Genomic DNA, 21,942 nt, shown 5'->3' with positions numbered 1-21,942 from the left:
GTCCGGCCGGCCGCCGGGGTCAGTCCTCGGTCTCGCAGACGGCGTAGGCCACCACCGACCCCCGCTCCGCCCGCGCGCTCCAGCCGCGCGCGTCGGCGGTGGGGCCGTCGGCGCGTACCGGACCGTCCGCGTCGGGCTGGAGCCGGTAGCCGCCGCCGGTCAGGTGGGTGCCGGCCGGGCAGGTCGCCGTCGAGGCGCCGCCGGGGGCGCTCGGTTCCCCGGTGACCACCAGCGCCGTCTCGGCGGCCGCGGCGGGCGGGGCGACGGAGGCGGCGACCGCGAGCAGGGCGCCCAGCAGGGACAGGACGGACAGGGCGAGGGCCGTCAGGCCTCTTCTCACACGCATGGGGGTTCTCTCCGGTTCGTCGGCTTCATCGGCTTCGTCGGCTGCCTCGGCTTCGTCGGGCAGCCCGGGCGCACCGGGTGCACCGGGCGCACCCGGACAACCGGTTCGCATGCGATCCGGAAGCGCGGCGCACGAGTCGCGCGCCCGGCGTGCGCCGGGGAATAGCGCTCGCGTGCGCACCGTTCCGCTACGGGCCCCCGCCGCGAGACAATGGACGGCGGCCACGACCGGGCGGCGCAGCCCGGAGCAGATTTCCCCCACCCCCACCCGAAACCCGGAGGTGTCCGTCCATGCCCGACTCCCCAGAGTCGTCCGAGCCCACCAGGCGCCTGCGTCCGGTGCAGCTGCTGTTCGAGCCGCAGTCCGCCGAACCCGAGCCGGAACGATTCTTCGACCTGGAGTCGATCGAGGACCCGGCGGAGCTGCTGCGCCGCTCCACGGAGCTGGCCCTGGCCTTCCGGGCCGCCGCCGAGCGGGCCACGGACTTCCAGGCGGTCGCCGCCGCGCAGCTCGCCGACCCGCGCCGGTTCGACGCGCTGTCCGACGCCGAGGTCGCCCGGCGGGCGGACTGGACCCCGGACTACGCCGCGAAGATGATCGAGTACGGCCGCACCCTGCTCCAGCCGCGCCGGCACGAGGACTGAGCGCCCGCGGCCGGACACGGGCCCCTGGCATATGCGCGGCGGGGAAGGGTACGCCGTCCCCCGCCGCGCTGTCCGGCGAACCGCGCTTTCCGTCGCACCGGGGGCGTGCGCCGCACAGGCTGCTCTCCGTGGAGATCTGGACGCAGCAATCGGTGACGCAGCAGTCGGTGTCGTACCCGTCGGTGATGCACCCGTCGGTGGAGTGCGTCGGCGCGGCCGGGGAGGCCTGGCTCGCTTCCGCCAGCGAGTACCCGCGCAGCATGCGCGCCCTGTGGGAGAGCCGCCCCTGGGCGCCCTCGGTACTGCCCTGCGGGCGCGCCTTCGACGTGATCAGCATGCCGGCGCTGTTCGGCCGCCGGGTGCTGGACGAGCTGTGGGCGTCCGGGCCTGGCTGCGGGCCGGTGGCCGTCCACCGGGGGCGGCTGCTGCTGTTCGTCCAGCCGGGCGCGGCGCCCCGGCTGCGCCGGCTGCTGGCCTGGGAGGAGTGGGCCCGGGACGTGCCGCCGCTGCTGTGCCACGGCAAGGGGGACGCGGTGACCGTGCCGCCCCTGCAGCGGATGGTGAACAGCCCGGACTCCCCCGGGCAGGGCGCCGGCCGGTGGATCGTCGCGCCGGAGCGGCGCGACCCCCGGCTGCCCGGCGCCGCGGTGGTGCTGTGGGCCTGCGTCCGGGCGGCGCGCGAGCCGGGCGCGCCGGTTCCCGCCGGGGCGGCCGTCGTGACCGGGGGGTGAACGCGGGGCGGCCGTTATTCGATTTTGGCTCGGCCGCACGGCGCTGCTAGAGTCTTCTTTGTCAGCAGGCGCCGCTAGCTCAGTTGGTTAGAGCAGCTGACTCTTAATCAGCGGGTCCGGGGTTCGAGTCCCTGGCGGCGCACAGACAGCCGGAAGGCCCTTCGCGAGAGCGAAGGGCCTTCCGGCGTTTCGGCGTCTCAACGCTCCGGCGTTCCGGGTTTCCGGCGTTCCGGGTTTCCACGGCCGGAGGAGCGTCCCGGGCCGCCCGCCGGAGCGGACGGCCCGGGACGACGGGCTCAGCGGCCGCGCAGCACGCGGTAGCGGGCGACCAGCTCGGCGGTGGAGCTGTCCAGCTGCTCGGTGCCCTCGCCGGTGAGCAGCACCGGCTCGATCCGCTTGGCGAGCACCTTGCCCAGCTCGACGCCCCACTGGTCGAAGGAGTCGATGTTCCAGATCGCGCCCTGGACGAACACCTTGTGCTCGTAGAGGGCGACCAGCTGGCCGAGCACCGAGGGCGTGAGCTCACCGGCCAGGAGGGTGGTGGTCGGGTGGTTGCCCTGGAAGGTCTTGTGCGGGACGAGCTCGGCGGGCACGCCCTCGGCCGCGACCTCCTCCGGGGTCTTGCCGAAGGCCAGCGCCTGGGTCTGGGCGAAGAAGTTGGCCAGCAGCAGGTCGTGCTGGGCGACCAGGCCGGCGGGCAGGTCGGCGACCGGCTTGGCGAAGCCGATGAAGTCGGCCGGGATGACCTTGGTGCCCTGGTGCAGCAGCTGGTAGTAGGCGTGCTGGCCGTTGGTGCCGGGGGTGCCCCAGACCACCGGGCCGGTCTGCCAGTCCACCGGGGTGCCGTCGCGGGTCACCGACTTGCCGTTGGACTCCATGTCCAGCTGCTGGAGGTACGCGGTGAACTTGGACAGGTAGTGCGAGTAGGGCAGCACCGCGTGCGCCTGGGCGTCGAAGAACGCGCCGTACCAGACGCCGAGCAGGCCGAGCAGCAGCGGGACGTTCTGCTCCGGCGGGGCGGTGCGGAAGTGCTCGTCGACCAGGTGGAAGCCGTCCAGCATCTCGCGGAAGGCGTCCGGGCCGATGGCGGTCATCAGCGAGAGGCCGATCGCCGAGTCGTAGGAGTAGCGGCCGCCCACCCAGTCCCAGAACTCGAACATGTTGGCCGTGTCGATGCCGAAGTCCTGCACGCCCCGGGCGTTGGTGGACAGCGCGACGAAGTGCTTGGCCACCGCCTCGGTGCCGGCGTCCAGGCCGCCGAGCAGCCAGTCCCGGGCGGAGACCGCGTTGGTGATGGTCTCGATGGTGGTGAAGGTCTTCGAGGCGACGATGAACAGCGTCTCGGCCGGGTCGAGGTCGCGGACCGCCTCGTGCAGGTCGGCGCCGTCCACGTTGGAGACGAAGCGGACGTCGAGGTCGCGCTTGCTGTACGAGCGGAGCACCTCGTAGGCCATCGCCGGGCCGAGGTCGGAGCCGCCGATGCCGATGTTGACGACGGTGCGGATCGGCTTGCCGGTGTGGCCCTTCCACTCGCCGCTGCGGACCCGGTCGGCGAAGGCGGCCATCTTGTCGAGGACGGCGTGCACCGCGGGCACCACGTTCTCGCCGTCGACCTCGACCACGGCGCCGCGCGGGGCGCGCAGCGCCGTATGCAGGACCGCCCGGTGCTCGGTGTTGTTGATCTTCTCGCCGCGGAACATCGCGTCCCGCAGCTCGGCGACACCGGTGGCGGCGGCCAGCTCGCGCAGCAGTCCCAGCGTCTCGTCGGTGACCAGGTGCTTGGCGTAGTCCACGTGCAGGTCGCCGACCTGGAGGGTGTAGCGGCGGCCGCGCTCCGGGTCGGCGGCGAACAGCTCGCGCAGGTGGGTGGCGCCCAGTTCGGTCCGGTGCTTGGCCAGGGCGGCCCACTGCGGGGTGCGGTCGAGCGGGGTGCGGGCGTCGGCGCGGGTCTCCGACATCGGTGGGTCCTCGATTCATCTGGGTGCAGAAACCGGCAGGGCCAGGCGTGAGGGTTCGCCGAGGTCGTGCGGGTACTGGTGGTGCGCCGACTCCGTTGACGGCCTGCCCGGGTTCAGCCTATGCAACCCCGGGGCCGGTCGTGCGCATTCCGCCCGGCCCCGACTGCCGCCCCGTCACTTCCGTTCGGAGCGCAGGTCGAGTCCGCGCAGCACCTCGTCGACCAGCTCCGGATCGGCGCCGGGCTCGCTGCGGGCGGCGAGCATCTCGCGGCGGGAGGCGGCGATCATCTCCTGCTCGACGTCCCGGGCGGCCCGCCACTGGGCCATCCGCAGCTTGGCCTCGGCGGCCTCCTCCTCGGCGTAGTTCTCCGGGCAGAGCCGGGCCAGCCGGTCGTGCTGACGGTCCCGCAGGCGGTCGGCGACCTCGGCGGGCAGCCGGTCCTGCTCCTCCAGTTCGCCGAGCCGGTTGAGCCCGGCCTTGGCGGCCCGCCACCAGAGCTGGCGCACCGCCTGCTCGTGCTTGTCCTGGTCGATGTCCAGCTCGAACCGCTTGGCCAGCCAGGGCAGGGTGAGGCCCTGCACCAACAGGGTGAAGAGCACCACGCTGAAGGCGATGAAGACCAGTCGGCCGCGCTCGGGGAAGTCCTCGCCGGAGTGCAGGGTGAGCGGGATGGCGAGCGCCAGGGCGACGGTGGCCACGCCGCGCATGCCGGACCACCAGAGGATCACGCTCTCCTTCCAGCTGAACGGCGTGTCCTCCTCGTCGCCGGAGCGCAGCCGCTTCGACAGCCAGCCGGCCGGCAGCAGCCAGAGCAGCCGGACCGCCACGACCACCGCGATGACCACGGCGGCGTCGCCGATGAAGCCGGTCCAGCCGCGGCCGGCCTCCTTGAGCACGGTGGCCAGCTCCAGGCCGATCAGTCCGAAGGCGACGCCGGTGATCAGGATCTCGACCACCTCCCAGAAGGCGTTGCCGACCAGCCGGTAGGCGACGGCGTCCGCGTCGGAGGCGCGCTCGGCGAGGTAGAGCGCGCAGACCACGACGGCGAGCACGCCGGAGCCGTGGATCTCCTCGGCCAGGGTGTACGCGGCGAAGGGCACCAGCAGGTTGAGCGCGACCTGCTGGGTCGGGTCGTCCAGGCGCTCGGCGAGCTTGGTGTTGACCCAGCCGAGCGCGACGCCGACCACCACGGCCAGCACCGCGGACAGCACGAAGCGCAGCACCGCGTCGCCGCCCGAGAAGTCGCCGCTGACCATGGCCTCGATGGACAGCGAGTAGATGACGATCGCGGTGACGTCGTTGAACAGCCCCTCGCTCTCCAGGATCGCCACCAGGCGGCGGGGCAGCCCGACGCTGCCGGCCACCGCGACGGCGGCGACCGGGTCGGGCGGGGAGACCAGCGCGCCGACCGCGATGGCGGCGGCCAGCGGCAGGGCGGGCAGCAGCCAGTGCACGGCACCGGCCACGGCGACCGTGGTGACCACCACCAGGCCGATCGCCAGCAGCAGGATCGAGCGGGCGTTGGCCTTGAAGTAGCGCACCGAGGAGCGCCGGGCCACCGCGAAGATCAGCGGCGGCAGGACCAGCGGGAGGATCAGCTCGGGTTCGATGCTGACGTCCGGGATCTGCGGGACGAGCGCCATGACGATGCCGAGCAGGGTCATCAGCACCGGTTGTGGCACTCCGGTCTTCCGACCGAGCGGCATGGTCACCACGGAGGCGAGCAGCACCAGGAAGAACAGGGGCAGCTGGCCCACGGGGAGGTTCCTCTCGACGACGGACGGCTGAGCGCCGTCCAGGATAAATCTGACAATGCGCCCATCAGTGTCGACACGCTGAACAAAAGCTTGACCTCAAGCGCACTTCAGGCCCGAGGATCGTCGACAACGGATGGATCAAGAAGGCTCACGAAGGTTCGAGAAGGATCGAGAAGGGGCGGGAAAAGGCATGAAAGCGGTCACCGTGACGGGGAGCGGCGGTCCTGAGGTCCTACGGGTCGCCGAGGTGCCCGACCCGGAGCCCGGGCCGGGCGAGGTACGGGTACGGGTGTACACGGCCGGGGTGCAGCCGGTGGACCTCGCGATCCGGGAGGGGTTCCGTCCGCCGGGCCTGGCGGTCGAGCCGCCGTTCGTCCTCGGCAACGAGTTCGCCGGGGTGGTGGACGCCCTCGGTCCGGACGCCGGCGACTGGCGGGTCGGGGACGAGGTGCTGGGCTTCCGGGTGCTGGGCTGCCAGGCCGACCGGGTCGTGGTCGACGCCGGCCGGCTGGTCGCCAAGCCCGCCGGGATGCCCTGGGAGCAGGCCGGCTCGCTCTCCGCCTCCGGCCAGACCGCGCACCTGGCGCTCACCGAGCTGGGCGTCGGCCCGGGCGACACCGTGCTGGTCCACGGCGCCGCGGGCGGGGTCGGCACGGTCGCCGTCCAGCTGGCCCGCGCCTGGGGCGCCACCGTGGTCGGCACCGCGAGCGAGCGCAACCACGCGTACCTGCGGGAACTGGGCGCGGAACCGGTCACGTACGGCGAGGGGCTGGTGGAGCGGGTCCGGGCGGCGGCGCCGCAGGGGGTGACCGCGGCCTTCGACGCCGCCGGGCGGGGCGCCCTGGAGGCCTCCGTCGAACTGGTCGCCGACCGGGACCGGATCGGCACCGTGGTCGACTACCCGGGCGCCGAGCGGCTGGGCGTCCGGGCGCTGCGGGGCGAGCGGACGGCCGGGCGGCTGGCCGAGCTGGTGAAGCTCTGGGAGGCCGGCGCACTGCGGCTGGAGGTCGAGGAGTCGTTCCCGATCGAGCGGGTCGCCCAGGCCCACCGGCTGGTCGGCTCCGGGCACGTCCGGGGCAAGGTGGTGCTGACCATGTGAGCGCGCCGGGCTCCCCACCCCGGGCCGATTGTGAGTTTCAGCCGCTGACCAGGTAATGTTCTCCACGTCAGCAGGCGCCGCTAGCTCAGTTGGTTAGAGCAGCTGACTCTTAATCAGCGGGTCCGGGGTTCGAGTCCCTGGCGGCGCACAGACAGCCGGAAGGCCCTTCGCGAGAGCGGGGGGCCTTCCGGCGTTTCGGCGTACGCCCGCGCGGTTTCCGCCGTACGCCCGTACGGGTCCCGCCGTCCGCCCGCGCGCCCCTCCGGTCCCGCGCCGCCGCACGCGCCCCCGCCCTCGCCCCCGCACGCGCCGGATGGCAGGAAAGGTGGGAAGCAGGTCATTGCTGCCACCGCTCCCCGTTGGGAGGCTGGCCGTATGAGAGCGCACAGCGTGGTCATCGTCCTCTTCGAGGGCGTGCAGAGCCTCGATGTGACCGGCCCCCTGGAGGTGTTCGCGGGGGCGGGCCGGGCCGCCGGGCAGCCCGCGGCCTACCGGGTCACCACCGCCTCCCCCGGCGGCGGGCCGGTGCGCAGCCACAGCGGACTGCGGCTGCTGCCGGACGCGGACCTGGCCGGGGTCGGGCCGGTGGACACCCTGCTGGTTCCCGGCGGGATGGACACCGGGCGCCCGGACCCGGCCCTGGTGGAGCGGATCCGGGAGCTGGCCGGAGCGGCCGAGCGGGTGGTGTCGGTGTGCACCGGGGCCTTCCTGCTCGCCGAGGCCGGTCTGCTGGCCGGGCGCCGGGCGACCACCCACTGGGCCTACGGCGAGGAGCTGGCCCGGCGGTTCCCGGACGTCGAGGTGGACCCGGACCCGATCCACGTCCGGGACGGGCGGATCGCCACCTCGGCCGGGGTCACCGCCGGGATCGACCTGGCGCTGGCCCTGGTCGAGGAGGACCTCGGGCGCGAGACGGCCCTGCTGGTCGCCCGCCACCTGGTGGTCTTCCTGCGCCGGCCGGGCAACCAGGCCCAGTTCAGCACCCAGCTGGCCGCCCAGGTGGCGGCCCGGCAGCCGCTGCGCGAGGTGCAGCGGTGGATCGCCGAGCACCCGGAGGCCGACCTCTCGGTCGAGGCGCTGGCCGACCGGTCGGCGCTGTCGCCGCGGCACTTCGCCCGGGCCTTCGCCGCCGAGGTGGGGGTGACCCCGGGCCGGTACGTGGACGGGGTCCGGCTGGAGGCCGCCCGGCGGCTGCTGGAGGACACCGACCACGGCATCGAGGAGATCGCGCGCTCCTGCGGCTACGGCACCCCGGAGGCGATGCGGCGCGCCTTCGTCCGGGCCCTGGCCGCCCCGCCCGCCGAGTACCGACGCCGCTTCCGACCCGAACCCACTGGAGGTCACTGATGCGCATCGCCATCCTGCTCTACCCCGAGTTCACCACCCTGGACGCGGTCGGCCCGTACGAGGTGCTGTCCCGGCTCCCCGGCGCCGAGGTGGTGTTCGCCGCCGCCGAACGCGGGCCGGTCCGCAACGACGTGCACAGCCTGGCGCTCACCGCGGACGCCGCCCTGGACGAGGTCGACTCGGCCGACCTGCTGCTGGTGCCCGGCGGGCCCGGGACGGAGGCCCAGCTGAAGGACCGGGCCGTGCTCGACTGGGTGCGCCGGATCGACGCGACCACCACCTGGACCACCTCGGTCTGCTCCGGCTCGCTGATCCTGGGCGCCGCCGGGCTGCTGGAGGGCCGCCGGGCCACCTCCCACTGGGGCGTCCTCGACCGGCTGCCCGGGTACGGGGCGGAGCCGACCGGGACGGAGCGGGTCGTCATCGACGGCAAGTACGCCATCGCCGCCGGGGTCTCGGCCGGGATCGACCTCGCGCTGACGCTGGCCGGCCGGATCGCCGGGGACACCGTCGCCCAGGCGATCCAGCTGCTGATCGAGTACGACCCCCAGCCGCCGTACGACTCCGGCGCGCTCGCGAAGGCGTCCCCCGAGGTGGTCGAGGAGGTGAACCGGCTGATGCGGGGCTAACCCCGCACCGACGGGAAGGCGTGCCGGCGGGCGGCGGTGGCCACGGCGAGGACGGGGAGCATCAGCGCGAGCACCGTCCAGGGCAGGGCGCCGGTGCCCAGGCCGCTCAGGACCAGGCCGCCGAGCACGCCGCCGCCCGCCATCGCGGCGTTCCACAGGGTCACCAGGACGGCCTGGGCGGCGTCCGCCCGCTCCCCGCCCGCGTCGCCGAGGGCGGTCTGGAGCAGGGTCGGGGCGCCGCCCCAGCCGAGGCCCCAGAACAGCGCCGCGGCGTACACCAGCGGCGTGCTGCCGGACGCCACCGCGAGGACGGCCGCGGTCACGGCGACCAGCAGCGCGCCGCCGATCGTCAGCTGCCGCAGCCGGCGGTGGATGTGGGCGCCGACCAGCCAGACGCTCGCCAGCGAGGCCAGCCCGAAGACCAGCAGCACGGTGCCGGTGGCGCCGCCGAGGCCGGCCCGGTCCAGGAAGGGCGCGATGTAGGTGAACAGGATGGTGTGCGCGAGCACCCAGAGCACCGTCACGGTGAGCACCGGCCGGACGCCGGGCACGGTGAGCGCGTCCCGGACCGGAACGCGCTCACCGGCCGGCTGCCCGGGCTGGTCCGGCAGCAGTGCCGCGATCCAGCCGATCACGGCGACCGCCAGTGCCGTCATGGCCAGGAAGGGCACCCACCAGGCGAGCACCTGCCCGAGGAAGGTGCCGACCGGCACTCCCAGCGACAGCGCGACCGGCACGCCCGCCATCGCCACCGCCATGGCCCGGCCCTGCTGGTCGACCGGCACCAGCCGGCGCGCGTACCCCGCCAGCAGGGCCCAGGCGAGGCCGGCCGCGACGCCCGCGAGGAAGCGGGCGGCGAGCGTGAGCGGGTAGTTGGTGGAGACCGCGGTGACGGTGTTGGCCACCGCGAAGCCCGCCATCGCGGTGAGCAGCAGCCGCTTGCGGCCCCAGCCGGCGGTGGCCGCGCTGAGCGGGATCGCGGTGACGGCGGAGCCGATCGCGTAGACGGTGACGGTCTGCCCGGCCGCGGACTCGCTGACCCCGAGCGCCTCGCTCATCCCGGGCAGCACCCCGGCGGGCAGGTTCTCGGTGAGGCCGGTGACGAAGACGGCGGTGGCCAGGGCGAGCAGGGCGGGGAGCGGGAAGGGCTTGGGGGGTACCGGGGTGGTGAGCTGTGTGGTCGCCATGGGGACCATGCTTGGACCTCACACCGGTGTCAGATTCAAGCACGGTCCCGCGGGCGGTCGGGTCAGCTGATCAGCCGGCCCGGGACTCGGCTGCTCAGCGGCCGAAGTAGCCGTTGAAGTTCTTGGAGAACTCCTGGCCGCCGAACCGGTCCCAGTTGATCGACCAGGTCATCAGCCCCCGCAGGTTCGGCTGCGCGCCCGAACGCGGCACGTAGGTCCCGCAGTTGGCCAGCTTGGTGAGGCAGTCGAGCGCCTTGTTCACCTCGGCCGGGGCGACGTAGCCGTTGCCCGCGTTGGTGGTGGCCGGCATGCCGATGGCGACCTTGGAGGCGGGCAGCGCCGGGAACACGTTGTTCGCGTTGCCCGCCACCGGGAAGCCCTTGAGCAGCATGTCGGTCATCGCGACGTGGAAGTCGGCGCCGCCCATCGAGTGGTACTGGTTGTCCAGGCCCATGATGGAGCCGGAGTTGTAGTCCTGGACGTGCAGCAGGGTGAGGTCGTCGCGCAGCGCGTGGATGACCGGCAGGTACGCCCCGGCGCGCGGGTCCTGGCCGCCCCAGGGGCCGGATCCGTAGTACTGGTAGCCGAGTTGGACGAAGAAGGTCTCCGGCGCCATGGTCAGCACGAAGCCCGGGCCGTACTTGGCCTTGAGGGTCTTCACCGCGGAGATCAGGTTGACGATGACCGGGCTGGTCGGGTTCCTGAAGTCGGTGTCACCGGTGTTGAGGGAGAGCGAGTGGCCCTCGAAGTCGATGTCCAGGCCGTCCAGGCCCCACTTGTCGATGATCGCCGAGACCGAGCTGACGAAGGTGTCCCGGGCGGCGGTGCTGGTCAGCTGGACCTGGCCGTTCTGGCCGCCGATCGAGATCAGCACCTTCTTGCCCTGGGCCCGCTTGGCGGCGATGGCGGCCTTGAACTCGTCGTCCGACTCGACGGTCGGGCACTCGGTGGCCGGGCAGCGGTTGAAGCGGATGTCGCCGGAGGTGACGGAGGTGGGCTCGCCGAAGGACAGGTTGATGAAGTCCCAGGAGTTCGGGACGTCGGCCATCCGGGTGTAGCCGGCGCCGTTGGCGAAGCTCGCGTGCAGGTAGCCGACCAGGGCGTGGCTGCCGGCGGGCGGGCTGGTGGGCGTCCCCGTGGGGGTGCCCGTGGGCGTGCCGGTCGGGGTGCCGGTGGGCGAGCCCGTGGGCGTCCCGGTCGGCGAAGCGGTCGGCGAGGCCGTCCCGGTGGGCGTGGGCGTCGGGCTGGGCGCGCCCGGCCCGTCCAGCGAGATGTCGTCCGCGTAGTAGGTGCCCTGGCCGTACCAGCCGTGGGTGTAGACGGTGGCGCTGGTCTGGGTGGCGCCGGTGGTGAAGCTGAGGCTGAGCTTCTGGTACGAGCCGCCGGTGCCCGGGGTCCAGGTGCTCGGGCCGCCGCCGTCCACGCCCAGGTAGACGTACGAGCCGTTGACGTAGGCGCTGAGCGTGTAGGTGGTGTTCGGGGCGACGGTGACGGTCTGGCCGCACTGGGCGGTGTCGCCGGCCGTGGCGGCCGCGGCGAGCGCGCGACCGCCGCCGTGCACCGGGCTGGTGACGACGCTGCCGGAGTTGCCGGAGCAGCTCCAGGGGCCGAGTGAGCCGGACTCGAAGCCGCCGTTGACCAGGAACTCGCCGGCCGAGGCGGTGGGCGCCAGGCCGAGTGTGACGCCGACCAGCGTGGCCGCGGCGACGGCGGAGGCGGTGCCGGCCGCGATGGTGGCGCGGCGTTGTCCGGGAAGGGTTCTGCGCATGCGGGTGCTCCTGCGATGGCGCGGTCGTGGGGGACGTCCGAGGGCACGCCGGAGCACGGGCCAGTGGGGGGAACGGCCCGGCCTGGCACCCAAGTTGGACTAGACCACTGAAGTGGATCCGGCCGGGAGGTGTCAATGGTCCAGACCGGTTCGGACGGCCCCGGCCCACCGGCCCCCGGCCGCCCCCGGCCACCCCCGGTTGCCTCCGGTTGCCGGAGGTGACACCCCGTCGAAGGATGGAGGCGTGACCCCGCCCGGCTACCTCCGCCACCCCCACCTGCACGGCGGCCTGCTCACCTTCACCGCCGAGGACGACGTCTGGATCGCCCCGCTGGACGCCGACGGCGGCGGCACCGGCCGGGCCTGGCGGGTCGGCTGCGACCGCACCCGGGTCAGCCACCCCCGCTTCTCCCCCGACGGCACCACCCTCGCCTGGACCAGCTGGCTCGCCCTGACCCCCGAGGTGTGGACCGCCCCGGTCGAGGGCGGCCCGGCGGACCGGCTCAGCTTCTGGGGCAGCCAGGACACCCGGGTGCGCGGCTGGCTGCCGGACGGCGAGGTGCTGGCCGTCACCTCCTACCACGAGCCCTTCGGCCACTACACCTGGGCGCACGCCCTGCCGCCGGACGGCTCCCCCGGCCGCCGGATGCCCTGGGGGCCGGTCGGCGACGCCCAGATGAGCCGCGAGCGGACCGTGCTGCTCACCGGCGCCGCCCCGCACGGGCCGGCCGCCTGGAAGCGCTACCGGGGCGGCGCCACCGGCCGGCTCTGGGTGGACGGCGACCGGATCCTGCCCGGGCACACCGGGCACCTCGCCGCGCCGATGCCGGTCGGCGGCCCGCTCGGCGACCGGATCGCCTTCCTCTCCGACCACGAGGGCATCGGCAACGTCTACTCCTGCCGCCCGGACGGCACCGACCTGCGCCGGCACACCGACCACGCCTCCTACTACGCCCGCGAGGCCGCCACCGACGGCACCCGGATCGTCTACCAGCACGCCGGCGACCTCTGGCTGCTGGACGACCTGGCCGCCCCCGCCCCGCGCCGGCTGCACGTCCCGCTCGGCGGCGCCCGGGCCGGCCGCCGCCCGTACCAGGTCAGCGCCGCCGGCCAGGTCAAGGACCTCGCCTGCGACCAGACCGGCCGGGCCGGGGTGGTCACCGTGCGCGGCAGCCAGTACTGGCTCACCCACAAGGACGGCCCGGCCCGGGCGCTCGCCGACACCCCCGGGGTGCGCACCCGGCTGCCGGTGGTGCTCGGGCACACCGGCGAGGCGGCCTGGGTCACCGACGCCGAGGGCGCCGACGCGATCGAGGTGGTGCCGCTGCCGGGGCACCCCCGCTCGGAGCAGCACCGCCACCGGGTGCTCGCCGCCGGGCGGATCGGCCGCGTCCTGGAGCTCACCGCCTCCCCCGACGGCAGCCGGCTCGCCGCCACCACCTCGGACGGGCGGCTGCTGCTGGTCTCCGCCGCCGACGGCGGGGTGCGCGAACTGGCCGCCTCCGGCTACGGGCCGGTCACCGGCGCCCGCTTCTCCCCCGACTCGCACTGGACCGCCTGGTCCGAGCCGGTCGCCGGGCGCTCGCTGCGCCGCATCCGGCTCACCCGCGCCGACGCGTCCGCGGCGACCACCGACGTCACCGACGGCCGGTTCGAGGACGAGCAGCCGGTGTTCACCCGGGACGGCCGCTACCTGGCCTTCCTGTCCTGGCGCGGCTTCGACCCGGTCCACGACGTGCACACCGGCGACCTCTCCTTCCCCCTCGGCTGCCGCCCGTACCTCGTCCCGCTCGCCGCCGACACCCCCTCACCGTTCACCGCCCCGCCCGAGGACGGCGCCGCGCACGGCGACGGCGGCGACGGCACCGTCCGGGTCGACCCGGAGGGCATCGGCGAGCGGCTGCTCCAGTTCCCGGTGATCGCCTCCAAGTACTCGGCCACCGACGCGGTGCGCGGCGGGCTGGTCTGGCTGCGCTGGCCGATCTCCGGCACCCTCGGGCAGACCTTCGCCAGCCCGGAGGACACCTCGGGGCGCCCCTCGCTGGAGCACTTCGACCTGGCCCGGGGCACCCGCAGCACGCTGGTCGACAAGCTGGACGGCTACGCGGTCTCCGGGGACGGCGGCTCGATCGCGGTCTACTCGGCCGGGACGCTGCGGGTGGTCCCGGTCGCCGCCCCCGCCGCCGGCACCACCGTCGACCTGCGCCGGATCACCCACACCGTGCACCCGGCCGCCGAGTGGCGCCAGGCCTACCACGAGGCGGCCCGGATCGTCCGGGACCAGTTCTGGGACGAGCGGATGTCCGGCCTGGACTGGCCCGCACTGGTCGCCCAGTACGAGCCGCTGCTGGACCGGGTCTGCTCCCCCGACGACTTCGCCGACCTGCTGCGCGAACTCCTCGGCGAACTCGGCACCTCGCACGCCTACGTCACCCCCTCCCGGCGCGCCGAGGGCCCGGTGCTCGCCCAGCAGCCGCTCGGCCTGCTCGGCGCCAACGCCCACCGCTCCCCCGACGGCCGCTGGCTGGTCGACCGGGTGCTGCCCGGCGAGACCTCCGACCCGCGCGCCCGCGCCCCGCTCGCCGCCCAGGGCGTGCGGGACGGCGACGAGTTCCTGGAGGTCGGCGGCCGCCCGGTGGACCCGCTGCGCGGACCGCTGCCGCTGCTGGCCGGCACCGGCGGCACGACGCTCGAACTGGCCCTGCGCGGCGCCCCGGACGGCCCGGTGCGGCGGATCGTGATCACCCCGCTGGTCGACGAACGGCCCATCCGCTACCAGGACTGGGTGGCCAAACGACGTTCCCTGGTCCGCGAGTTCAGCGACGGACGGTGCGGCTACCTGCACATCCCGGACCTCGGCGGCTCCGGCTGGGCGCAGTTCAACCGGGACCTGCGGCGCGAACTGGACAAGCCCGCGCTGGTCCTGGACGTCCGCGGCAACGCCGGCGGCAACGTCTCCGAACTCGTCCTGGAGAAGCTCTCCCGGCACGTCCTGGCCTGGGACTTCACCCGGGACCGCCACCCGGTCCGCTGGCCCCGGCACGCACCGCGCGGACCGCTGGTGGCGCTGGCCGACGAGGCCACCAGCTCCGACGGCGACGTGATCATCGCGGCGATCAAGCTGCTCGGGCTCGGCCCGGTGATCGGCGCCCGCACCTGGGGCGGGGTGGTCGGGATGAGCGGACGGCACACCCTCGGCGACGGCACCCAGATCTCGGTGCCGAAGAACGCCTCCTGGTTCGACGGCGGGCTCGGCTGGACGGTGGAGAACCGGGGTGTCGAACCGGACGTGCACGTGCTGCGCACCCCGCGCGACTGGGCCCGGGGGCGCCACCCGGAGCTGGTCGCCGCCGTCCAGCTGGCCCTGGAGCTGCTGGAGGACGCCCCCGCCGCCGAGCCGCCGTCCGCCGACACCCCCCGGCCGGACCTGCGCCGCCCGCCGCTGCCGCCGCGTACGGCCTGAGCTCCGGGCTCAGCCCCAGGGGTCGCCCTCGGCGGTCATGTTCTCGGCGGCGCGCCGGTCGGCCTCCTCCTGGGCGAGCCGTTCCTGCTGCTCCCGGGTGCGCTCGATGTCGTCGCCGTACGCGTCGGCGGCCTCGTCGTGGGCGAGGGCGGCCCGCTGGGCGGACTCCTGCCCGACGGACTCGTGCTGCGGCCGGTGGAACAACCTGTCGAAGATGCCCATGGCTCCTCCTCCGGGGGGAACGACGGAATGCCGGGCTGTCCCCCACTCTCACACCGGGCACGGACGGGCGCACCTTGAGCCTTTGGTCCCTGGTGAACGCGTCCAAGGGCCGTAGCCGGGAGCCGCCGGACGGGCGGAGGGTGGTGGCCGTCGGCGACATCCACGCCACCCCCTGGAGCCCGCAGTGACCGTCGTACACCCCGGAAGCCCCGCCCGGCGCACCGCCGAGGACCAGCACGACGGACCGCGCCGGCGGGTCGGCCCGCTGGCTGCCCTGGACGGCCGGCTGCCCGGCGCCCACGACCTGCTGCTGATGCAGTGCCCCAGCTCGCTGCGGCCCCTCGCGGGCGGCGAACTGCCGGACTGGGCGCGGGCCGTGCTGCGGGCGCACCCCTGGGTGACGGTCGGCCGGGCGCCCGCCGTGGTCGGCAACCCGGTGGACCTGCCGCACCCCCAGCGCTGCACCCGGGACCCGGAGGCCGCGCCCGAGCTGTGGTTCCCGGTGACCGTGCGCGGCCCGCGCCCGGGCCAGCGGCTGGACGCCCTGGCCCCCTGGGCGGCGGTGGCCCGGACCCTGCGGCCCGAACAGCTCCCCGACCGGCGCGGGCACCTGGCCCCCGAACGGCTCGCCGGCATCCCGGCCCTGGCCCTGCTGCCCGAGGTCGGCCGGCTGGTCGCGGACCACCGGCTGCCCTGGGGCCCGATCGGCGCGGTCGGCTACGAGCTGGGCAGCGGCGTGCCGGTGGCCGGGCCGATGAGCCCGCTGCGGCTGGTGCTGCGCGCGCCGCAGCCGATCAGCCGGCGGGACGCCCTGCAGCTGCGGCGGGCCCTGACCAAGCTGCCGGTGCCCGTGCAGGCCGAACTGGAGACCCGGCACGGCTCGGTGCAGCTCGCGGAGTACGCCTCCGGCGCGCTCGGCCTCACCCTGCTGACCCCGGACGGGCCCCGCGAGGTCCACGACCCGTGGTTCCCCCGGGGCCCGTTCGCCTGACGGGCCCGGACCGCCCCCGAGAAAAGTCCTCGAAAGAATCCCGGGCCCGATGTCAATCCCGCCGGGTCCGCTCCGACGTCCCGGTGTGCGGCACCCCGCCGCACGATCAACGGGACAGGAGCCCCAGTCATGAACCAACTGCTCAGAGTCATGAACTTCAACGTCTCCGCTGACGGCGTCGCGGCCGGCGAGCACCAGAGCTTCGAGCTGCCGTTCGGCCTCGACCGCCCCGAGCGGCTCTTCTCCTGGGCCGGGGCCACCGCGAGCTGGCCGATGCGCACCGACCCCGGCGGCAGCCGGGGCCTGGACGACTACTTCACCCGGGACTTCGACCGCAACATCGGCGCCGAGATCATGGGCCGCAACAAGTTCGGCCCCCAGCGCGGGCCGTGGCAGGACCACGAGTGGCGCGGCTGGTGGGGTGCCGAGCCCCCGTTCCGTACGCCGGTGTTCGTCATGACCCACCACACCCGGCCGTCGTTCACGCTCTCCGACACCACCTTCCACTTCGTCGACGGCGATCCGGCCACCGTCCTCAAGCAGGCCCGGGAGGCCGCCGACGGCAAGGACGTCCGCCTCGGCGGCGGGGTCACCACCATCCGCCAGTTCCTCGACGCCGACCTCGTGGACACCCTGCACATCGCGGTCTCCCCGCTGGAACTCGGCACCGGGCTGAAGCTCTGGGAGTCCCCCGACGAGCTGCTCGACCGGTTCCACCTGGAGGTCGTCCCCAGCCCGAGCGGCGTGGCGCACCACCTGTTCTGGCGGCGGTGACACGGGGGCCCCACTTCTCGGCGGAGGAGTGGGGCCCCGTTCGGCGCGGTGGGAACGACGGTCAGCCGGTGATGCTCGCCGCACCCGTCTCCAGGTGGCCGGTGAAGCGCTGGGACCAGGTGCTGTCCGCATCCACCGTCACGGTGAAGTCGTACCAGCCGTTGCTGTACGCCACGGCGTTGAAGAAGTCGCTCACGCTGCCGCCGGCCGGGACCTGGTACGTCCAGGGGCCGTCCGTGCGGTAGTTGTTGGACGCGATCGTGAACGTGATCGGGGTGCTGCCGGAGTTGGCGAGCTTGAAGTAGAGCGCGAGCTTGCCGGTGCCCGACTCGACCGCGTAGGAGGCGGTGACGGCGGCGTTCTTGCCCGCCTTCGTCGCGTCGCCCTTGAAGCGGCGCAGGAAGCGGTTGGGGCCGACCACCGTGAGGTCGTACGGGCCGCCGCCGAAGTTGGTGCCGCAGTTGAAGAAGTCGCTGGTGCTGCCGCCCGGGTCCACCGTGTACTGCCAGGGACCGCCGCTGCGGTAGGCGTTGGCGTAGGCCGCGAAGTGGGCGGACTTGGTGGCGGTGGCGCCCCCGTTGTCCATCGCGATCCAGACCTTCATCACCCCGCCGGAGCCGAACTCCAGGTGGTCCAGGTTGGCGTTCGGCTGGTACGGCAGGGCGCGCGCGGGCCGGGTGCCGGACTCCTGCACCGGGAGCTGGTTGTTCACCGGGGCCGGGTTGGGCAGCGGGCCGCAGGCGGACAGGCCGATGGTCTGCGAGGTGTCGGGCAGCGCGGGCAGGCCGTAGACCGGGTTGGCGAAGTCGAACACGCTGGTGAGGTCGCCGCAGACCCGGCGGCGCCAGTCGCTGATGTTCGGGCAGGTGGCGGGCTTGCCGAGGGCGGCGGTCCAGGTCTCCAGGAAGCGCAGCACCGAGGTGTGGTCGAAGGTCTCGGAGTTGACCCAGCCGCCGCGGGTCCAGGGCGAGACGGCGATGAGCGGGACGCGGAAGCCGAGGCCGATGTTGGTGCCGTTGTAGAACTCGCCCGGGGTGCCGGCCGGGGCGGCGGGCGGCGGGACGTGGTCGAAGAAGCCGTCGTTCTCGTCGTAGTTGATGAACAGGACGGACGAGTCGAAGACGTTCGGGTCCGCGTTGAGCGCGTCGATCACCATGTGGACGAAGTGCGCGCCGTCCACCGGGGTGGCGTACGGGTGCTCGGAGGAGGCCTGGTCGGGGACGATCCAGCTCACCTGCGGCAGCGTCCCGGCCAGCACGTCGGCCTTGATGGCGGCGGCGATGTCGTCCGGGGTCCGCCCGGTGACCTTGGGCACCGAGCCCATGCCCTTGACGGCCAGCGGGCTGCCGGCCTGGGCGCCCGTGAAGTTCGTGAAGTACGCCAGGGCGTTGTCGCCGTAGTTGTCGGCGGCGTTCTGGTAGACCTTCCAGCTGACGCCGGCGCCCTCCAGCGCCTCGGCGTAGGTCTGCCAGCGCAGGCCCTTCTCGTCGCCGCCGTCGTAGGCCGGGCCGCCCGCGGTGCCGGCCGGGTCGATCTGGCCGGACCAGTGGTAGGTGCGGTTGGGGCCGGTCGCGCTGAGCACGGAGCAGTGGTAGGCGTCGCAGATGGTCCAGTTCTCGGCCAGGGCGTAGTGGAACGGGATGTCCTGGCGGGTGAGGAAGCCGAGCGTGCGGACGTTGCCCTTGGCGGCGACCCAGGAGTCCATCTTGCCGCCGTTCCAGGCCTTGTGCTGGTCACCCCATCCGTGGCTGAGGTCCCCGTTGCACTGGGCGAGGCGCTCCGGGTCCGCTCCGCCGGCCGGCTTGGTCTGGCTGAACTGCCAGGGGTACTGGCGGGCGAGCAGGCCGTTCGGCTGGTTGAAGACGCTGTAGCCGCCGGAGATCTGGATGGCGCTGCGGTCGGCGAAGCCGCGCACGCCGCGCAGCGTGCCGAAGTAGTGGTCGAAGCTGCGGTTCTCCTGCATCAGGATCACCACGTGCCGGGCGTCGGTGATGGTGCCGGTCGCGCTGAGCGCGGCGGTGGAAGCGGGAGCTGCGCCACTTCCCTGGGCGGCCCCCGCGGGCCCCGCGGCTCCGGTGCCGGCCACGGCGAGGCCTGCCGCGGCGGCGCCGGACAGCGTGACGAACTTCCTACGACTCAACTCGGCCATCAGACCGGTCCGTCCCTTCGCTGGCGATGTTGTGTGCACAAGTCGGGGCCATCGATCGCGGAGAAGTCTCCACCTCGGCCCGACCGGCCCACCAGGTGCCGACGGCAGGTTTGGCGGACTGTTCGCCCGGGCGTCACCGAGCGACGCCCGGCTGAACGGGCGAAGGGGCTCAGGTGCTCAGCGGTCCTTGACCTCGATCCCCAGCGCGTGGGCGAACTGGGGGGCCAGCTCCATCAGTTGGAGCGAGCTGATGACCGCCCCGCGCAGCCCCTGGTGGCCGTCGACCAGACCGAGCCGGACGGCGCCCCGCAGGTCCGTCCGGCTCAGCGTGGCGCCGCGCAGCCGGACCTCCTCCAGCGTGGAGCCGGGGAAGGACACCCCGGTCAGCTTCGCCTCGCCGAAGTCCACGTCGCGCAGCAGGCAGTCCTCGAAGACGACGTCCCGCAGGACGGCCGAGCGCAGGTTGACCGCCTCCAGCTTGCAGCCCCGGAACACCACCCGGCGCAGCGCCGAGCCGTACCCGGCGACCCCGGCGAGCACGCCGCCGACGAAGGAGCTGTCCTGCCACTCGGAGTCGCTCAGGTCGCAGGCGACCCAGCGGCCGGCCTGCACCCACACCTCGTTGAACCTTGCCTGGCGCAGCTTGACCCCGCTGAGCGCGACACCGGTGAAGGCGCACTCCAGGAAGGCCGCCCCGGCGCCCGACTCGTCGGTGTGCTCGCCGCCGTCGAAGTGCGCGGTGTCGTACCGCTCGTCGGCGCGCAGCGGCCCGGTGTGCGGGCGCAGCAGCTCGGCGTACGGGAGGTCGGCGAGCCGGTCGGGGGCGGAACGGGGCATGGCGGTGGCTCCTGGCGGTCGGGGCGTACGGGTCTCGGCCGCATGCTCGCACGCGGCACCGACAACGCCGGGGAGCGACGAGGCCCCGGACCGGATCGCACCCGGGAACCGACGAGGCCCCGGACCGGCCGCGCCGAGGCGGCCGGTCCGGGGTTCACCGTCCGGGGTTCACTGCCCGGGGTTCAGCGCCCGGCTCAGCCGCGCGCCCAGAGCGAGTTGACGCGGCTGCGCTCGGTGGTGTTCGGGTACGGGTTGGTGCAGGAGGTGCCGGGGCCGCCACCCGACATCAGCTCGCTGCACGGGCCGGAGTAGTGGTCGGGCAGGCCGAGCACGTGGCCGGTCTCGTGCGCCACCACGCGCACCGAGCTGTACTGCTGGTTCTGCTGGTAGTCGAGGAAGACGTAGCCGCGCCCGTGGCCGTCGGTGCTGGCGTAGGAGCCGCGGCTGTCGTTGCCCTCGTAGTAGCGGAAGTCGGCGGCCGAACCGGACTGCAGCTTGACGTTGGCGACCGAGCCGTTCCAGATCTGCGCGGCCTGGGATATCTGGTTGCGGAAGGAGGGGGCGGAGCTGGCGTCGTAGGTGACGGTGACGCTCGCCAGGCCCGGGTTGGCGGCCTGCTTGGCCTTGGCCGAGGCCATCACGGCCTGGAAGAAGGCCTGGTTGTTCGCCGCCTCCGCGGCCGAACCGGCGTACGTCGTGGCGGTGTAGCCCTGCACGGCCGGGGCGGTCGGCGTCGCGGCCGCGGCGGCGGTGGTGGGCAGCACGGCGAGGCCGGCCGCGAGGGCGAGGCCGAGGGTGGCGGACAGCACGGATCGCTTCATGTGGGGGCTCCGATTCCTGAGGTGACGTGGCCGGTTGGGGGCCGGCCGGGGGGAACACCTGGTCAACGGGTGGTGTCCCCAGAGCTTCGGGCAACCCGGCGCGTGCGCGGATGATGCCAACCCGCGATAGCACCGTTCAATACCCCTGCTATGGAGTCGATTTGAGCTGTCTTTTCCTCGCCTTGACTCAATCGTGCCCCTGGCATTCCGTTCCGGCGGCGGCTAGGCTCCGGTCCGGGGAAGTACCCGGGGTGGCGGGCCGCTCGATTCCGGCCGAGCGGCCCGCCACCCCGAACCCGCTTGCCGCTCGCGTCAGTTCCGCGCCGCGAGACCGTTCGCCCAGAGGTAGTCGACCTGGCTGCGCTCGTTGCCGTCGGGGTACGGGTTGGTGCAGGACGGGCCGGGGCCGCCGCCGGACATCAGCTCGCTGCACGGGCCGGAGTAGTCGTCGGGCAGGCCGAGCACGTGGCCGGTCTCGTGCGCCACCACGCGGAGCGAGCTGTACTGCTGGTTCTGCTGGTAGTCGAGGAAGACGTAGCCGTGGCCGTGGCCGTCGGTGCTGGCGTAGGAGCCGCGGCTGTCGTTGCCCTCGTAGTACGAGAAGTCGCCGCTGCCGCTCGCCGCCTGGAGCTGGACGTTGGTCTCCGAGCTGTTCCAGATCTGCGCGGCCTGGGATATCTGGCTGGTGAAGGAGGGCGCGTTCGCGGTGTCGTAGGTGACGGTGACGGTCGCCAGGCCGGGGTTGGCGGCCTGCTTGGCCTTGGCCGAGGCCATCACGGCCTGGAAGAAGGCCTGGTTGTTCGCCGCCTCCGCGGCCGAACCGGCGTACGTCGAGGGGGTGTAGCCCTGGACGGCCGGGGCGGCGGGAGCGGCCGGCGCGGCGTTCGCGGCGGTGGCGGGCAGGACCGCCAGGCCGGCCGCGAGGGTCAGGCCCAGGGCTGCGGACAGCACGGATCGCTTCATGTGGGGACTCCGGTTTCGCGGTGCGCCGGCTCGCCAGGGCCCGATGGGGGCCGGGCCCGGCCGGGGCGCACGGTGGGGGCCGCCCCGGGCGGTGGCCGAGGGGCGGGTTGCTGCCCCGAGCTTCGACCCGGGCGGGGCCGTCGCGGATGATGCCAACCGGCGATAGCACCACCGCATAGCGGCCCGGCCCCGTCGTGCGGCGCACCGGTCGATCCGTCGGCCGTTCAGCCGGTCGGTCCGTCGGCCGGCCCTTCG

General features: G+C 73.9%; 18 protein-coding genes and 2 tRNA genes. 10 read left to right on the top strand and 10 right to left on the bottom strand.

The genetic code is table 11. From position 1 onward, the window contains the following. Positions 1-19: 19 nt before the first annotated feature. Positions 20-346, bottom strand: coding sequence for a hypothetical protein (locus ACFVXH_RS25980; RefSeq protein ID WP_387827539.1), 327 nt, complete (start codon positions 344-346; stop codon positions 20-22). A gap of 290 nt (positions 347-636) precedes the next feature. Here ACFVXH_RS25980 and ACFVXH_RS25975 point away from each other — a divergent pair, with 290 nt between their 5' ends. The 3 genes from ACFVXH_RS25975 (at position 637) to ACFVXH_RS25965 (ending at position 1,863) form a co-directional block, all read left to right on the top strand. After that, positions 637-990 (top strand): hypothetical protein, encoded by a 354-nt coding sequence (locus tag ACFVXH_RS25975; protein WP_074005111.1) that lies wholly within the window; start codon positions 637-639, stop codon positions 988-990. Positions 991-1,175: 185 nt separating this feature from the next. Next, a complete protein-coding gene (locus ACFVXH_RS25970) occupies positions 1,176-1,721 on the top strand; it encodes a bifunctional DNA primase/polymerase (protein ID WP_049651953.1) in 546 nt (181 codons plus the stop codon). 68 nt (positions 1,722-1,789) lie between these two features. Then, a tRNA-Lys gene (locus ACFVXH_RS25965) sits at positions 1,790-1,863 on the top strand. A gap of 154 nt (positions 1,864-2,017) precedes the next feature. Here the strand turns inward: ACFVXH_RS25965 and pgi are convergent. Next, the gene (gene pgi / locus ACFVXH_RS25960; RefSeq protein ID WP_387827536.1) at positions 2,018-3,679 is read right to left on the bottom strand and encodes a glucose-6-phosphate isomerase; all 1,662 of its coding nucleotides are present in this window, start codon (positions 3,677-3,679) and stop codon (positions 2,018-2,020) included. Positions 3,680-3,853: 174 nt separating this feature from the next. Next, positions 3,854-5,437 (bottom strand): Na+/H+ antiporter, encoded by a 1,584-nt coding sequence (locus ACFVXH_RS25955; RefSeq protein ID WP_074005109.1) that lies wholly within the window; start codon positions 5,435-5,437, stop codon positions 3,854-3,856. Between the two features lie 190 nt (positions 5,438-5,627). Here ACFVXH_RS25955 and ACFVXH_RS25950 point away from each other — a divergent pair, with 190 nt between their 5' ends. The 4 genes from ACFVXH_RS25950 to ACFVXH_RS25935 all read left to right on the top strand — a co-directional run bounded on the left by ACFVXH_RS25950 (position 5,628) and on the right by ACFVXH_RS25935 (position 8,512). Further along, the gene (locus ACFVXH_RS25950; protein ID WP_387827532.1) at positions 5,628-6,536 is read left to right on the top strand and encodes an NADP-dependent oxidoreductase; all 909 of its coding nucleotides are present in this window, start codon (positions 5,628-5,630) and stop codon (positions 6,534-6,536) included. Positions 6,537-6,610: 74 nt separating this feature from the next. Next, positions 6,611-6,684 (top strand) — tRNA-Lys (locus ACFVXH_RS25945). 227 nt (positions 6,685-6,911) lie between these two features. Next, the gene (locus ACFVXH_RS25940; protein ID WP_049651944.1) at positions 6,912-7,883 is read left to right on the top strand and encodes a GlxA family transcriptional regulator; all 972 of its coding nucleotides are present in this window, start codon (positions 6,912-6,914) and stop codon (positions 7,881-7,883) included. Next, a complete protein-coding gene (locus tag ACFVXH_RS25935; protein ID WP_049651943.1) occupies positions 7,883-8,512 on the top strand; it encodes a DJ-1/PfpI family protein in 630 nt (209 codons plus the stop codon). Before ACFVXH_RS25940 ends, ACFVXH_RS25935 begins: the two co-directional genes overlap by 1 nt. Here ACFVXH_RS25935 and ACFVXH_RS25930 read toward each other — a convergent pair. Next, positions 8,509-9,699, bottom strand: coding sequence for an MFS transporter (locus ACFVXH_RS25930; protein ID WP_079272666.1), 1,191 nt, complete (start codon positions 9,697-9,699; stop codon positions 8,509-8,511). The genes ACFVXH_RS25935 and ACFVXH_RS25930 overlap by 4 nt on opposite strands. A gap of 94 nt (positions 9,700-9,793) precedes the next feature. After that, positions 9,794-11,467, bottom strand: coding sequence for a chitinase (locus tag ACFVXH_RS25925; protein WP_387827527.1), 1,674 nt, complete (start codon positions 11,465-11,467; stop codon positions 9,794-9,796). A gap of 244 nt (positions 11,468-11,711) precedes the next feature. Between ACFVXH_RS25925 and ACFVXH_RS25920 the strand changes: the two genes are divergently transcribed. Then, complete coding sequence (locus ACFVXH_RS25920; RefSeq protein ID WP_387827524.1) at positions 11,712-14,930, top strand: S41 family peptidase; 3,219 nt, start codon at positions 11,712-11,714, stop codon at positions 14,928-14,930. 9 nt (positions 14,931-14,939) lie between these two features. On the opposite strand, the gene ACFVXH_RS25915 is transcribed toward ACFVXH_RS25920, so the two are convergent. Continuing rightward, positions 14,940-15,152 carry a hypothetical protein gene (locus ACFVXH_RS25915; protein WP_049651940.1) on the bottom strand — a complete coding sequence of 71 codons (213 nt, stop codon included), beginning with the start codon at positions 15,150-15,152 and terminating at the stop codon, positions 14,940-14,942. 184 nt (positions 15,153-15,336) lie between these two features. Here ACFVXH_RS25915 and ACFVXH_RS25910 point away from each other — a divergent pair, with 184 nt between their 5' ends. Then, on the top strand, positions 15,337-16,143 hold the full coding sequence (locus tag ACFVXH_RS25910) for a phosphoribosyl-dephospho-CoA transferase MdcG domain-containing protein (protein WP_117487882.1): 807 nt from the start codon (positions 15,337-15,339) through the stop codon (positions 16,141-16,143). Positions 16,144-16,272: 129 nt separating this feature from the next. Further along, a complete protein-coding gene (locus tag ACFVXH_RS25905; protein ID WP_387827520.1) occupies positions 16,273-16,917 on the top strand; it encodes a dihydrofolate reductase family protein in 645 nt (214 codons plus the stop codon). 61 nt (positions 16,918-16,978) lie between these two features. Here ACFVXH_RS25905 and ACFVXH_RS25900 read toward each other — a convergent pair whose 3' ends face one another. From ACFVXH_RS25900 to snpA (ACFVXH_RS25885), 4 genes are all read right to left on the bottom strand, one after another. Further along, entirely contained in the window at positions 16,979-19,066 is a 2,088-nt protein-coding gene (locus tag ACFVXH_RS25900) for a phosphocholine-specific phospholipase C (protein ID WP_387827518.1), read from the bottom strand. A 177-nt stretch (positions 19,067-19,243) separates the two neighbouring features. After that, positions 19,244-19,903 carry a pentapeptide repeat-containing protein gene (locus tag ACFVXH_RS25895; protein ID WP_049652227.1) on the bottom strand — a complete coding sequence of 220 codons (660 nt, stop codon included), beginning with the start codon at positions 19,901-19,903 and terminating at the stop codon, positions 19,244-19,246. Between the two features lie 194 nt (positions 19,904-20,097). Next, the gene (gene snpA, locus ACFVXH_RS25890; protein WP_049652228.1) at positions 20,098-20,724 is read right to left on the bottom strand and encodes a snapalysin; all 627 of its coding nucleotides are present in this window, start codon (positions 20,722-20,724) and stop codon (positions 20,098-20,100) included. A gap of 312 nt (positions 20,725-21,036) precedes the next feature. After that, positions 21,037-21,687: a snapalysin gene (gene snpA / locus ACFVXH_RS25885; RefSeq protein ID WP_117487888.1), complete on the bottom strand. Its 651-nt coding sequence runs from the start codon at positions 21,685-21,687 to the stop codon at positions 21,037-21,039. Between the last annotated feature and the right edge of the window lie 255 nt (positions 21,688-21,942).

It is taken from the genome of Kitasatospora sp. NPDC058184 (genome assembly GCF_042883725.1).
Lineage (GTDB): Bacteria > Actinomycetota > Actinomycetes > Streptomycetales > Streptomycetaceae > Kitasatospora.
Note: the sequence above shows the minus strand (reverse complement) of the source record. Positions and strands in the feature narration are given on the sequence as shown.

Bases quoted from the DNA above. Each gene is read 5' to 3' on its own strand.
- ACFVXH_RS25980 (WP_387827539.1), bottom strand. From the start codon at position 346: ATGCGTGTGAGAAGAGGCCTGACGGCCCTCGCCCTGTCCGTCCTGTCC.
- ACFVXH_RS25975 (WP_074005111.1), top strand. From the start codon at position 637: ATGCCCGACTCCCCAGAGTCGTCCGAGCCCACCAGGCGCCTGCGTCCG.
- ACFVXH_RS25970 (WP_049651953.1), top strand. From the start codon at position 1,176: ATGCACCCGTCGGTGGAGTGCGTCGGCGCGGCCGGGGAGGCCTGGCTC.
- pgi (WP_387827536.1), bottom strand. From the start codon at position 3,679: ATGTCGGAGACCCGCGCCGACGCCCGCACCCCGCTCGACCGCACCCCG.
- ACFVXH_RS25950 (WP_387827532.1), top strand. From the start codon at position 5,628: ATGAAAGCGGTCACCGTGACGGGGAGCGGCGGTCCTGAGGTCCTACGG.
- ACFVXH_RS25940 (WP_049651944.1), top strand. From the start codon at position 6,912: ATGAGAGCGCACAGCGTGGTCATCGTCCTCTTCGAGGGCGTGCAGAGC.
- ACFVXH_RS25935 (WP_049651943.1), top strand. From the start codon at position 7,883: ATGCGCATCGCCATCCTGCTCTACCCCGAGTTCACCACCCTGGACGCG.
- ACFVXH_RS25930 (WP_079272666.1), bottom strand. From the start codon at position 9,699: ATGGCGACCACACAGCTCACCACCCCGGTACCCCCCAAGCCCTTCCCG.
- ACFVXH_RS25925 (WP_387827527.1), bottom strand. From the start codon at position 11,467: ATGCGCAGAACCCTTCCCGGACAACGCCGCGCCACCATCGCGGCCGGC.
- ACFVXH_RS25915 (WP_049651940.1), bottom strand. From the start codon at position 15,152: ATGGGCATCTTCGACAGGTTGTTCCACCGGCCGCAGCACGAGTCCGTC.
- ACFVXH_RS25905 (WP_387827520.1), top strand. From the start codon at position 16,273: ATGAACCAACTGCTCAGAGTCATGAACTTCAACGTCTCCGCTGACGGC.
- ACFVXH_RS25900 (WP_387827518.1), bottom strand. From the start codon at position 19,066: ATGGCCGAGTTGAGTCGTAGGAAGTTCGTCACGCTGTCCGGCGCCGCC.
- ACFVXH_RS25895 (WP_049652227.1), bottom strand. From the start codon at position 19,903: ATGCCCCGTTCCGCCCCCGACCGGCTCGCCGACCTCCCGTACGCCGAG.
- snpA (WP_049652228.1), bottom strand. From the start codon at position 20,724: ATGAAGCGATCCGTGCTGTCCGCCACCCTCGGCCTCGCCCTCGCGGCC.
- snpA (WP_117487888.1), bottom strand. From the start codon at position 21,687: ATGAAGCGATCCGTGCTGTCCGCAGCCCTGGGCCTGACCCTCGCGGCC.